We start from the raw sequence: 13,118 nt of genomic DNA, 5'->3' as shown, positions 1-13,118 counted from the left end.
TCTTCGAACTTTTCTTCTGTATCATGTTTGGCAGCAACTCCCACCCCCAGAGTGATGGGAATATCGCCGAATTCAGCTTTCTCGCAGGCATTTTCGATACGTGTGCATATCTTCAGAGCGATCTCTTTTTTAGTTTGCGGCAATAAAATCACAAACTCATCCCCGGCCCAGCGGGAAACTATATCTTCATCTCTGGTGCATGATCGCAGGATATCGGCCACATTCACCAGAAGTTCATCGCCTACTTTATGACCGTAGGCATCGTTGATAATCTTCAAACCGTTTACATCACACATAATCAAGCTGATCGGCAGCTGCCTTTCTGTATTCAGGCGTTCCATCTCTTCTGTCAGATAATAGCGATTATACAGATCGGTCAATCCGTCATGGTAGCTCAAATATTTTAGTTTCTCTTCTTGCTTTTTGAGCTCGGAGATATCCATCTGGATGGATAATACCCCATCTTCGCCTCCAGGCAGGCTCACCTTTGCTTCATTGAGCTGAACATCAAAACTGCTGCCATCTTTTCTGCAGCCTGTTGCCACATAATTTAGCTCTTCTCCCTTCATCACCCGGTCGATATTTTTCCGGAATTCTTCTCCGTGACCTTCAGGCACCAAAAATTCAAAAGCATTATTACCGACCAGCTCCTCTTCGCTGTATCCGGATATCCTGCAAATTCTATCATTCACCTCGATTATTCTGCCTTCTCTGTCGTGAAGTATAATGCCCACCGGGGCAGTTTCGAATATTTCCCGGTACTGCTCCTCTCTTATTTTGAGCTTCTCCTGTGTTCTCTTTAACTCGGTCACGTCTTTGCCTGTGCAGATCACGTATTCGACCTCTCCTGAGTCGGCGAGTATCGGTGTTTTGGTGATCAGCAGCGCGCGTTCTTCCCCGGCTGAATTTAAGACTATCTCTTCGCTCTTTACTGACAAAAACTTCTTTATTGCCCTGCAGACAGCTCTGCTTATTTTCTCTTGCTTTTCTAACCTCACGAACATCGCTATTTAAGATCTCTTTTTTATCCAGGCCGACAAATTCAGCAAAAGCATCATTTACTCTCCTGTATGTCCGCTCATCCTCTAAAAGCCATACCTGTACATCAATATTGTCAAGCAGCAGCTGCTGTTCATCTTTTGCCTTTTTCAATTCCTTCTGGGCTTTCTGGTGTTCAGTGATATCCCTGCCAAATTCAACTACTTCCGAAATCTCTCCTTCTAAAAATCTGTTCTTTTCTTTAATTTTTCCTTCTTTTTCTTTTCGCGCTGTAATATTTCTTTTTAACGCTAAAATTCCATCCCTGCATTTATTCATTCTGAGCTCGTACCGATTTTCTTTTTCTCCCGTCTCCAGAGAAAGTTCACACCTGAACTGCTGCTCTTTTTCCATCACATCGGCAATATTATTTTCAATCTCAGCAAGAACTTCTTCCGAACATCCGGCCTGTCTGAGAATCTTCGGATATTTATTGCCGGCGCTTACCTTATCGGGCTGCATATTAATATTCCTGAATAAATCTTTCCATTTTTGATTCGTTAATTGAACAGTCATGTCCTCATCCAGCAGGGCAGCTCCGTCAGGAAGGGAGGAGAAGATAGAATTTAAAAATTTGTTTTTACCGTCTGAATGATCGGAGATAATATTCCCTCCTCTGACTTAAATTCGCATCAAAAACACTGATAACGATAATAAATTTTAACATTATTCTATCATGAGAAGTTAAATAAAGCAAACTTCTTTTTTTTGTATAAAAATAATTATAATATCAGGGCAGCAGATCAGGCCCGTTTTATTACAATATAGGCTGAAGCTGCGATAACCAGCATTCCGCCGGCATACTGAATCGGAGAAAAAGATTCGGCTAAAACAAGCAGCGAGAGAAAAACTGTGAATATCGGCTCTATCATGCTGGCCATGGAAGCGATGGTGGGAGAGGTGTTTTTAACACCGTACAGAAATAACAGCAGGCCAAACATGGAGACTATTGTTATGAAAGCAAGCAGAAAAAGAGCCTGCCGGGAGAGAGCAAACTGCAAATCTCCCTGCCAGCTGCCGGCGGCCAGAAAGCCGACCGCGGAAAAAATGCAGGTGTAAAACACGGCAGTGCTGAGGTTGACCGTCTTTAATGACCGGCTGCCGGTTATAATGTATAAAGCATAAAAGACGGCTGAACCCACTGCTGCTAAAAGGCCCAGAGGCACTATTATTACGGTAAAATCATAATAGACCAGATAGATGCCCATAAAAGCGGCTAATATAGCGACCGCTCTGGTCAGATTCAATTCTTCCTCCCCCAGCAAAAATGCAAATAGAGCGACCAGAGCTGGATAGGCGTAAAAAATCAGGGCAGCCATGGATGTTGGAATCAGCTCGAAAGCGGTAAAATAAGAGAAGTTGAAGATTGCATAGAAGAAACCCAGCAGGATTAATCCTTTAATTTCTTCTCTTTTGGGCAGCAATGCAACCCTGTTTTTGAGCATGTAGACTGCCAGGATCAGGCTGGTAAAGAAGAAACGAAAGGAGAGAAGCGTTAAAACTTTTACTCCTTCCTGATAGGCAAATACCGCAAATACCGGCAGAGAACCGAAGCCAACTGCCGATAAGAAAGCTGCTATAGAGCCCCGGGTATAGTTTTTATTAATCTCTGAAGGCGGGCTGGATTCGGGGCAGCTTTTCTCTTTGCCCTGCAAAGTATAACCTCCTGTTGAGTGTGTTATTTTAAATCACATATGACCCCGATAGATATTTTTGACAACGGCTGAATGAACAAAGTTTATCATGGTCAGATAGTCAAAAACAGGCAGACCGGTGGCCTGCTGAACCGCCCGGCCGTAAGGAGGCAGCATGCTGCATTCCAGCAAAATTGCCCCGATCTTTTCCTCCTTCTCCAGCATATTATCGACAACCGAGAGCAGCTCTTCTCTGATCTTTTCCGGAGCTAAAACTCCCTCCTCTTCGATTGCGGCGCTGTGGAAATGTTCTTTATCCTCCAGGCCGGCTATGTGGAGAGGTTCGAAACTGTCGATACCGGCCTGATGGAGAATCTCCTCGTCCAGCACCTCCGAAAAAGCCACAACTGTCCCTATCTTTTCGGCCTCGCCAAGCAGCTGTTCGATGAAAGGTACCTGCAGCAGACTGGAGAGGAATACCGGTACCTCGAGATGATCGGCCATTTTTTTCTGGAACATGGCCATATAGCCGCAGTCGGCGGTGACTGCCCTGACTCCCTGATCTTCCAGTTCTTTGCCGGCAGCCAGCAGAGCATTTTGGGCGCTGCAATCTTTTTCAAACAGCATCTTTGCGGTCAGATTTTCCACAACTTTATATTTCACCGGAAAATCATAGCTGGTCGCATTTCCGACATCGCCGGGAATAAAGGGAACATCGGTATCTATTAGCAAAATTCCTATTGGCTCTCCATAACTCACCTGTTTTTCGCTGGCCTCGTATTTCACAAATATTTATCCCCCTTTTGATAATATAACCCATCTTTATATTTCTATAGATAATATAAAACACCTTTATAACTAAAAAGATGTTAATGCAAGAACTTTTGTGATATAATGTTGAGCAAAATGGGATGATTTTCTGATGATAATCAACGATAAGAAATTATAAATTTTTCCCCGCTTGAGTTTGGTTTTCGGCCGCTGATAACAAGAAGAGCCTAAATATAGACGGTCTTTTTTTGCAGCAGCAGGAGGCGATCGATAAAATGAATGGAAGAAAATTTAAAGCCGACAGAATCTCTTTTCCTTTTCATCATCTATTATTCAATATCTCCAGTATAAGCAGAGTGATCAAAAAAAGCGTGGCCAATCATCATCTGCAGGTCACATTCGCCTGCAATTACCTGGCTGAAGAGCTGGACTGGAGTTTTCAGCGCCGAAAAAAAACTTTGATAGCCGCCATGATTCATGACGTAGGGATGTTTTCTCAGCGAAAAAAGTTTAAACTTCTGCAGTCAGAATTCCAGCATACCCGCCATGCCGAGATAGGAGCCCGTCTGGCAGCAGATCTACCTGTTGATTACGAGATAGAGGATATAATCAGGTATCATCATCACCCCTGGCAGCCGGAGGATGATCAGCAGGAAGCTGCCAGGGAGAATATTCCGGAAGAAGCTTTTCTGGTCCATTTTTGCGATCGGATCTCTCTTTTGATCAAAGATGATCAGGAGATACTCAGTCAGAGAGATGAAATTCTTAAAAATCTCGAGGATAAAACGCCCCGGGTTTTCAAACCGGGCCTGGTCGATGCTCTGGCTGAACTCAATGAGGGTTTCTGGCTTTCGCTTTTGGATAATGAAATCTTAAAAAGAAATACAAAAGAAATTTTGTCCGCTGAGGATGAAATTATGGATGAGTCTGATACCCTCAGGCTGGCCAAATTCTACAGCGGAGTAATAGATTTCCGCAGCAGGTTTACCACCACCCATTCGCTGGGAGTTGCCAGGGCCGCCGAAAAGCTGGTCTATCTTATGAACTTTTCCTCCAGGATCCAGAGGCATATGCTTATAGCCGGCTTTTTCCATGATCTCGGCAAGCTGGCAGTTCCTCCCGAGATAATAAATAAGGAGGATGGGCTGACGGATAGCGAGTATAATCTGATGAAAAAACATGTTTTTTATTCTTACCAGGCTTTAAAAACCATCCCTTCTCTGGAAGACATCGCCGAGTGGGCTGGCTTTCATCATGAAACTCTCAGTGGGACGGGCTATCCCTTCGGTTTGAACGGTGATGATCTCTCGCTCCCCTGCAAAATCATGTCGGTGGCCGATATTTTTGTAGCTTTAACGGAGGACAGACCCTATCGTTCCGGGCTGGAAAAGAGCGAAGTTAAAAAAATATTGAAAGAGGAGGCTCAGCAGGAGAATATAGAGGGAAGGATAGTAAATGTTTTGCTGGAAAATTTAACGGAGTTCGCCGGTTTGATCGACGAACTCCAGGATGACAGGGATGATCACTTTGAAAATGTTATCGATTCGACCTTATAAAATGGATCGCCGGCGCGTTAATGATGAGCCAGTATATCCTCGGCTATCACGGTAAATTCTTCGGAGGCGGAAGCTATCTTATAACCCCTCTCGGGAATTGAAGTTTTACCGATATCATGCCTTCTCCATTTAATACTGCTGCGTTTTCCTCTATAGTGTCAATAAAGGTTAAAAATTCCTGGCTTATCTCATAATCATCCTCTAAGAGCTGTTTGGAGTTGGTGTCCATATAATCACCTCAAACTTTTTAACCATGTATAATAAAGAGGTTCTTTTTGTCATCAGCTGGTTAACCCCCTGATGAACCAGTCAACACCGTACAACCACGTCTAACCGCGGAACAGGGCGGACAAATGTCCTAAGTGTAAATAAATATTATTATAAAGAACGAGGTATTTTAGGATAAGTCGAGAAATTATTGTTTAAGAAAAGAATAAATATTAAATTAATTATTGCATTGTAAGGCAAATTTTAAAAGGAGGTTTTTTTAATGAGTGAAGAAAGAAAATGTCCAGTAACAGGAGCAACAAGTAAGAGTTCAGGTGCTCAGGGGCCAAAAAATCGTGAATGGTGGCCAGGCAAGTTAAACCTTGATATTCTACACCAGCATACCCAGGAATCCAGTCCAAAGGATCCTGATTTTGATTATGCAGAAGAATTCAAAAAACTTGATCTCAAAGCTTTAAAAGAAGATCTAAAAGAACTAATGACAGATTCGAAGGACTGGTGGCCAGCTGACTGGGGTCATTATGGAGGACTATTTATTAGGATGGCCTGGCATAGTGCCGGGACCTATCGTCTGTTTGATGGTCGTGGTGGAGGCGGATCTGGAAATCAGCGCCTGGCCCCACTAAATAGTTGGCCGGATAATGCCAATTTAGATAAAGCAAGGAGACTTCTCTGGCCAATCAAAAAGAAATATGGCAGGAAAATATCCTGGGCAGATCTGATAATACTTGCCGGCGACTGTGCTCTTGAATCAATGGGTTTTGAAACCATTGGTTTTGGCGGCGGCCGGGAGGATATCTGGGAACCAGAAAAAGATGTCTACTGGGGAAAAGAAGATGAGTGGCTTGGCAGGGAAAGATATGATGAAGATGAAGAACTGGAAAAGCCTCTTGCTGCCTCTCAGATGGGACTTATATATGTAAATCCAGAAGGGCCAGATGGAAATCCAGACCCAGAAGAGTCAGCCAGGCATGTTAGAGAAACCTTTGCCCGGATGGGAATGAACGATGAAGAGACAGTAGCATTAGTCGCTGGAGGTCATACCTTTGGTAAATGCCATGGTGCAGGAGACCCAGAATTAATGGGGCCCGAGCCGGAAGCTGCTCCTCTAGAACATCAGGGGCTCGGCTGGATTAGTGATTATAAGACAGGCAAAGGCGAGGATACAATAACAAGTGGAATAGAAGGAGCCTGGAGTCCAGATCCAATTGAATGGAATCACGCTTATTTTACAGTTTTACTTGATTATGAGTATGAATTAGTTGAGAGTCCAGCAGGAGCACATCAATGGCTTGCCAAGGATGTCAAAGAAGAGCATATGATTGAGGATGCCCATAATCCTGACAAAAAGCATAGACCAATGATGACCACAGCAGATTTATCCTTAAAAAATGATCCAGATTATCTGCGGATAGCTCGCAGATTTCGTGAAAACCCTGAAGAATTTGAAGAAGTTTTTGCTAAAGCCTGGTTTAAATTAATCCATCGTGATATGGGGCCTAAGTCCAGATATTTAGGAGAGGAAGTTCCAGAAGAAGATTTTATCTGGCAGGATCCATTACCTGAGTTAGATCACGAATTGGTTAATGAAGATGACATAAAAGAGCTTAAGCAGCAGATTCTAGCCACAGAGTTATCTATCTCCGAGCTAGTTAAGACTGCCTGGGCATCAGCATCAACATTTAGGGGTTCTGACAAACGTGGTGGCGCAAATGGAGCCAGAATTAGACTTGCTCCGCAAAAAGACTGGGAAGTTAATCAGCCAGAAGAATTAGAGAAAGTCCTGCAGGTTTTAGAAGATATCCAGCAAGAATTTAATGCAGCTCAGACGGGAAATAAGAAAATTTCAATAGCAGATCTAATAGTTCTGGGAGGTAATGCAGCAATCGAGAAGGCTGCCGAAAAGGCAGGGTATGATCTAGAGGTTCCCTTTACCCCAGGCCGGGTCGATGCCTCACAGGAACAGACAGATGAGGAATTTTATGAATTGATCGAACCAGAAGCAGATGGATTTCGTAACTATACCAAAACCAGGTATACCGTACCAGCAGAAGACATGTTAGTTGATAAAGCCCAACTGCTTAACCTTACAGCACCTGAGATGACTGTTTTAGTAGGAGGCTTAAGAGTTTTAGATGCCAACTACGAAAACTCACCACATGGTGTATTTACAGAAGAACCTGGCAAGTTGACCAATGATTTCTTCGTAAATCTAGTTGATATGTCATATGAATGGGAACCGTCTTCAGAAGATAAAGATATTTATGAGATTAAAGATCGGTCAACTGGAGAACTCAAATGGACAGGAACTAGAGTCGATTTAGTCTTTGGTTCTGATTCCAGACTCCGGGCCATCTCAGAGGAATATGCCTGTGATGATGCTGAGGAAAAATTCGTAAAGGATTTCATAGCAGCCTGGAACAAAGTAATGAATGCCGACCGTTTTGATTTAGAATAAAAATAATATAGTTACTCTACAAAGCCCCTGACTAAAAATCAGGGGCTAATTTATGTTCTCAAGATATTGACGAAGCTGCTTGAGCTCCTTTATTAACATGAGAATAATGGAATTTCGTGCACAAGCATCTTCTCTCATGTTCTTATCCTTATCGACCAAGGAGAGTATTGTTTTGGCTTTATCATTGGGAATGCTTTTAGCCTGTTCTTTCAGAAATGATGAATGAAATCATAGAATTTATTCAAGCTGATGACGAAAACTTACAATCAAAAAATTATCGAATGTTAGTTGTTGAGATCTGCCTTATATTCTATGTGGTCAATGAAAATGAAAACGAGGTTGAAATCCGAAGGATAATTCACTGGTATTATATATCGGAGTGGGGTTGTTGATCATCGCCTACCCGGGATTGGTTTATTACTGGGTAGCAGGAGGCTTTTTGCTGCCGGGAGTTTCTTCTTTGGTGCAGGCCTGGAAATCATAAAAATTTTTGCTCGATCTAGTAATGTGCTGCGGCCAGATTTGCTTCTTCAATTATTCCCTGCCTGGAAAGTGTGCAGTATCCTACAGGAGCCAGGTCAAAAAGTTTATAATAACGGGAGCGGGCTTTTTTCAGTTTGGAACGCGCCTCCCGCAGCTCTTCATTTTGCAGCTCAAGTTCCAGCTGATGCACCTGAAGTTCGTGAATAAGCTGACGTATTTCCTCCTGAGACATTTCTGCCAGATCTTCCAGCTGTCTGTCATCTCTGTTATTTAAAATTTTTTCAGCCTTTTTCCGCAGCCCTTCGAAATCATCGCCGCCAAATTCACCGTTTTTCATTGTCCCCCTCCTGCTCTTCTTCTCCGGTTATTTTGAAATTATCAGGAATATTTCGGCAGACCAGTACAATTAATTTTTTCGAGCTGGATGGCAGTGAAAGCTGCCGGGCATTAATTTTTATGATATTATTTCCCTTTCCCTCTCGATCCAGCTTGAGTTCATACCCGATAATAACTGCATTCTGGTTCACGACATCATTCAGCAGCTGATGTATTTCCGCAGTGTCCCATATCCCCTCAGTTATGGAGAATAATGACCGTCCCTGTATAGCAGAAGAAGACGTATTGAAAACATCACAGAAATAACTGCTGCTGGCCAAAACTTCCCGCTCCGAATTCAATACCAGAACCGGTTCCCGGGCGATGCTCACAAACTGTTCGGCCAGCGACGCGGTTGCTCTATCGAGTTTGTTTTCGAGTTTTTTCCTTTCGTCAATATCTCTAAAAGTAACAACCGCTCCTTCAACGACGTTGTTTTCCGTGCGATAAGACTGTATGCACATCTTATACCATTTATCGTTTTGCGTCTGCACTTCAACTTCCCGGGGAATCAATGTATCCAGCACCTTTTGAATATCCCGGGAGAGGTTGTTATAATTTTTCAAATTAAGAGCTATATCGCCGATCGACCTGCCGATATCGCTGTCGATAAGATTTACAAATTCTGTTACAGAGGAGGTGAACCGCAAAATTTTCAGATCCAGATCTACAAAAATCGTTCCTATGCCGGTACCGGAAATCAAGTTCTTCATATCGGTATTGGTCTGCTGCAGCTCCTCTATTTTATTTTCCAGCTCAGAGTTGACAGTTTTTAGTTCCTCATTCAGGGCCTGCAGTTCCTCTTTGGAAGTCTGCAGTTCCTCATTGGTGGACTGCAGCTCTTCATTTGTGGACTGCAGCTCTTCGTTGGAGGATCTCAACTCTTCATTGGCGGTCTGCAGCTCTTCAACTGTATTCTGCAGTGATTTCTCTTTGGTCTGCAGTTTCTGACGCAGCCTGTCAATTATTTTCTGAGCCTCAGGATCCGATATATTTTCATCCATCGGCAGATCGTAAATTTCTTCAGCCTCTTTCTCTGTAAGTTTCCCCGCCTTTTCCAGTACAATCAGATATAATCTTTTCTGCAGCTGCGGCCTGGTCTCATTTTTTATGGGCAGGATGGATAAATTTGCCTTCAGAGTTTCATCCTGTTTTTGCACGGTTATATCAGGACGAAAAACTTTCTTCTCTTCCTGGACGGATTCATTCAGGGCATTGGTAATCTCGCTTCTCAGATCGTCTCTGGCCATACTGACAATATTGTAAAAGCCGGCCCTGCCGGGGGCAGGCTCCAAAAATGAACCGGTACGGCCGTGAATATAAAGTACCTGGCCCTGAGAATCAACTAAAACCGCCGGGGGCACAAATTGTTCCAGCAGCTTATTTTCGGTTATCTCCTGCAGACTTAAATCTTCGCTGCCCTCAGAAAAATCAGCATAGGATTTTTCATCCACGCTGACAGTTCCGGTCATGGGAGGGAGAAAATTATTCTCAACCATTTCAACATTGCTCTGAAAGCCTTCTTTTAACTGATAAATTTTCAAACTTTCGTCTACAGCAGAAAAAGAAGTGCTGGATTCTCTTAAATTTTCCGAAGGCCCCAGAAAAAGATAGCCCTCTGAATTAAGAGCATAACGAAAAAGCGACAAAATTTTCTTCTGCAGCTCCCGCTTTAAATATATGAGCACATTGCGGCAGCTGATTAAATCCAGACGAGAAAAGGGAGGATCATCAATCAAATTTTGTTCAGAAAAAATCACCATATTCCGAATTTCTTTGTGGACGCGGTAGTTTTCCTTCTCGTCTACAGACTCGAAAAACCTGGAAAGGCGCTCGGATTTAATATCAGCGGCAATGCTGCCCGGGAAAACACCCCGGCGCGCCTGAGCGATGGCTTTACCGTCGATATCGGTGGCAAAAATCTGCACTTTATAATTTTCCGGTTGCTTTTCCTGATGCTCTTTAAATAAAATGGCCAGCGAGTAGGCTTCCTCTCCTGTGGCACAGCCGGGCACCCAGACTCTTATCATTCTTTCTTCCCGGCGGCTGGCAAATAAATCGGGGATTACCCTCTCGGACAGAACTTCAAAAGCTTTCTCCTCCCGAAAAAAACTGGTAACACCGATGAGCAGGTTTTTAAATAATTTATCAACCTCTCCCGGATTATGCTCCAAATACTGTACATATCTTTCCAGCTTTGAAATCTGCTGTACCGACATGCGGTGCTGCACCCGACGAATTATGGTATTAGTCTTATATCCGGAAAAATCATGTTCGGTCTGGTTGCGCAGGATAACAAAAATTTTCTTAAACCTTTTCTCCTGCTCCGTAATTTTTATAGCAGGCTCATCCTGTTCTTTTAAAGCATGTGATACAAAAGATTTAAGTTTTGCCGGCATCTCCTCCGGAGGAAGCTGATAATCTATTAACTCGGTGTTTATAGCGCTGTTGGGCATGCCGGAATATTTAGCAGATTCCGGAGTCTGAACCATGGCCATACCGCCCTGACCCTTTATGGCCCGCAGGCCTAAAGTTCCATCAGCACCCGTCCCTGAAAGCACGATGCCTATAGCTTTTTCTCCCTGGTCCTGAGCCAGAGAGCGAAAGAAAATATCTATTGGCATCTGCTGACCGTGAGGACTGGCAGGTTTGCTGAGATTCAGCTTTCCCTCATTTAAGGACATACTCTGATCGGGAGGAATTATATATACCCGACCGGGCTTGACAGGCATTCCATTCTCTACTTCCAGAACTTCCATAGAAGTATGCCGCTTAATAATATCGGTTAGAATGCTTTTATGATCCGGAGCCAGATGCTGCACCAGAACAAATGCCATATCCAGGCTTTCATCCGCTGGTATGCCGGAAAAAAATTCTTTGAAAGCCTCAAGACCTCCAGCAGAAGCCCCGATACCGACGATGGGAAATTCAGGCCTTTTTTCTCTGTCAGCCATTTTCATCACCCTCTTCCTTCATTAAAACAACTATAATCCGCTCTACCCTTTCTTATAAATATGATTCTGGATAAAAATGATGTCTCCTCTTCTCCAGGCTTTTTGAGGCTTTTTCGGCTTTATTTTGCCGGCTTTACCCTTTGCTGCCGAATTCAAAAAGCTGGAGGAAACCAATCCTCCAGCCCATATTAGTCATGCCTGAAACAGGAATAATCAGTTTTCTCCCGAATTATTAATTAAGGATAATAAAAAATATTGGGAAGGTAGTGATTATTTTGAAAACTACTTTTGGGAAAACAGCGATGGTATTGGCTATTCTTCTGATGGCGGCAGTAATTGTCACCGGATGTAATGATGGTTCCAACAATAATGAAGAAGCCGATCCGGCCGAGGAGCCCGAAGAAATAGCCCGGGAAAGTTTAATGCGGGAAGATTTAGTCTACGAAAATAATTATCTATCAGAAATAGACATGGAAGTCTTCTGGCAGTTTAATGAGGAAAATGAAACTTTAAATATGAGACTGGAAAGTCCGAGTGCCGGCTGGATTGCAATCGGCTTTGAACCCTCCACCAGAATGGAAGATGCTCAAATTATAATCGGAGGATTTGCCGAAAATGAAGATCCGGCGGTAGAAGAACATATAGGCACAGCTCCTACCAGTCATGAACAAATAGAGACAGCCTATATTGAAGAATACAGCGGGGAAAGACAGGAGGAGCATACTATAATTGAATTCGTTGTACCTCTTGATGAAGATTCCCGCTATGATCTTACCGCCGGCGAAGAATACGAAATTATTCTGGCCTATCATGATGAGTCCGATAACTTTTTGCAGAGACACAGTCAGCGCACTTCCACAGAAATTGAATTTTAAAAAACTGGCCATCACCCACTATCTGGTTAAGTCCGCGGGCAACCCGGGCCACCCTTTTGGCCAGGGTGGAAGCCATGTTGAGATCCTCTTCGGCAGGCTGTCTGCTGCCATCCGAGCCGGCTATTGTGGAAGGGCCATAGGGAGATCCGCCGATAAATTTATCCGACATCATCTCGGGATTTTCTCCATAAGTAGAGCCCAGAAAGATCATTCCCAGATGCAGCAGAGGGATCATGGAGGTGATAATTATTACTATAATTCAAGATTTGGCCTATAACATGTACCGGGGTCTGCCTCTGGCAGGCTGGCTGGGTATAATCACCTATATAAGCCTGATTGCTACAGCTTCTGTAATGGTGCTGACACGTAAGGGAATCTATCGGTTTTCTTTTAAGACCCATAAAAATCTAGCCCGTCTGACTATTGTGCTGGCCACCATCCACTTTATATTTGCAATTTCGGTTTATATCTAGTTTTTTCCATTTTTTTGTCCCGCTTAAATTGGCGGTTATGGGCGGGAAATTTTGAAATGTGCGGTGATAATATTACCCGCTTCATTGAACTCAACTCTGAACTCAATCCTGTCGGCTACTCTATGTATCATGGCCAGTCCTCTTCATTATCTCCACAAATATCTCTGCCAATTCCGGATCAAACTGCCCCCCTGCACATTCTTCTATCTCTTCTAAAGCTTCCTCTTCGCTCATGGCATCCTTATAGGGCCTGCCCGCCGTCATAACATCGTA

The 13,118-nt window shown here is 43.4% G+C and carries 11 protein-coding genes and 1 pseudogene; 4 read left to right on the top strand and 8 right to left on the bottom strand.

Annotated features, from left to right (window positions below; all coding sequences use genetic code 11):
- The 4 genes and pseudogenes from BLT15_RS12260 to BLT15_RS12245 all read right to left on the bottom strand — a co-directional run.
- Positions 1–938 (bottom strand): sensor domain-containing diguanylate cyclase (locus BLT15_RS12260; protein ID WP_234985621.1); only part of this gene is annotated, 938 nt, incomplete at its 3' end.
- Positions 939–999: 61 nt separating this feature from the next.
- A pseudogene (locus tag BLT15_RS13580) lies at positions 1,000–1,317 on the bottom strand (hypothetical protein); the annotation flags it as partial.
- Between the two features lie 464 nt (positions 1,318–1,781).
- Positions 1,782–2,693 carry a DMT family transporter gene (locus BLT15_RS12250; RefSeq protein WP_089762231.1) on the bottom strand — a complete coding sequence of 304 codons (912 nt, stop codon included), beginning with the start codon at positions 2,691–2,693 and terminating at the stop codon, positions 1,782–1,784.
- Positions 2,694–2,726: 33 nt separating this feature from the next.
- Positions 2,727–3,458 (bottom strand): aspartate/glutamate racemase family protein, encoded by a 732-nt coding sequence (locus tag BLT15_RS12245; protein ID WP_089762229.1) that lies wholly within the window; start codon positions 3,456–3,458, stop codon positions 2,727–2,729.
- Positions 3,459–3,718: 260 nt separating this feature from the next.
- Between BLT15_RS12245 and BLT15_RS12240 the strand changes: the two genes are divergently transcribed.
- Positions 3,719–4,999, top strand: a complete 1,281-nt coding sequence (locus BLT15_RS12240; protein ID WP_089762227.1) for an HD domain-containing phosphohydrolase — start codon at positions 3,719–3,721, stop codon at positions 4,997–4,999.
- Between the two features lie 73 nt (positions 5,000–5,072).
- On the opposite strand, the gene BLT15_RS13350 is transcribed toward BLT15_RS12240, so the two are convergent.
- Entirely contained in the window at positions 5,073–5,228 is a 156-nt protein-coding gene (locus BLT15_RS13350) for a hypothetical protein (RefSeq protein WP_159429952.1), read from the bottom strand.
- Positions 5,229–5,489: 261 nt separating this feature from the next.
- Between BLT15_RS13350 and katG the strand changes: the two genes are divergently transcribed.
- Positions 5,490–7,685 carry a catalase/peroxidase HPI gene (gene katG, locus BLT15_RS12235; RefSeq protein WP_089762225.1) on the top strand — a complete coding sequence of 732 codons (2,196 nt, stop codon included), beginning with the start codon at positions 5,490–5,492 and terminating at the stop codon, positions 7,683–7,685.
- A gap of 499 nt (positions 7,686–8,184) precedes the next feature.
- Here the strand turns inward: katG and BLT15_RS12230 are convergent, their stop codons facing one another.
- Both BLT15_RS12230 and BLT15_RS12225 read right to left on the bottom strand, forming a co-directional pair.
- Complete coding sequence (locus BLT15_RS12230) at positions 8,185–8,505, bottom strand: hypothetical protein (RefSeq protein WP_089762223.1); 321 nt, start codon at positions 8,503–8,505, stop codon at positions 8,185–8,187.
- Entirely contained in the window at positions 8,492–11,497 is a 3,006-nt protein-coding gene (locus tag BLT15_RS12225; protein WP_159429951.1) for a chemotaxis protein CheB, read from the bottom strand. The genes BLT15_RS12230 and BLT15_RS12225 overlap by 14 nt, the downstream gene beginning before the upstream one ends.
- A gap of 275 nt (positions 11,498–11,772) precedes the next feature.
- Here BLT15_RS12225 and BLT15_RS12220 point away from each other — a divergent pair, with 275 nt between their 5' ends.
- Positions 11,773–12,372 carry a DOMON domain-containing protein gene (locus tag BLT15_RS12220; RefSeq protein WP_143423092.1) on the top strand — a complete coding sequence of 200 codons (600 nt, stop codon included), beginning with the start codon at positions 11,773–11,775 and terminating at the stop codon, positions 12,370–12,372.
- Here the strand turns inward: BLT15_RS12220 and BLT15_RS12215 are convergent.
- Entirely contained in the window at positions 12,293–12,607 is a 315-nt protein-coding gene (locus BLT15_RS12215) for an NADPH-dependent FMN reductase family protein (RefSeq protein ID WP_200769769.1), read from the bottom strand. The two genes, BLT15_RS12220 and BLT15_RS12215, sit on opposite strands and share 80 nt — an antisense overlap.
- Between BLT15_RS12215 and BLT15_RS12210 the strand changes: the two genes are divergently transcribed.
- Entirely contained in the window at positions 12,606–12,845 is a 240-nt protein-coding gene (locus BLT15_RS12210; RefSeq protein ID WP_089762217.1) for a hypothetical protein, read from the top strand. The two genes, BLT15_RS12215 and BLT15_RS12210, sit on opposite strands and share 2 nt — an antisense overlap.
- Positions 12,846–13,118 lie beyond the last annotated feature (273 nt).

Origin of the sequence: Halarsenatibacter silvermanii, from assembly GCF_900103135.1 — a bacterium.
GTDB classification, from domain to species: Bacteria; Bacillota; Halanaerobiia; order Halanaerobiales; family Halarsenatibacteraceae; genus Halarsenatibacter; species Halarsenatibacter silvermanii.
Note: the sequence above shows the minus strand (reverse complement) of the source record. Positions and strands in the feature narration are given on the sequence as shown.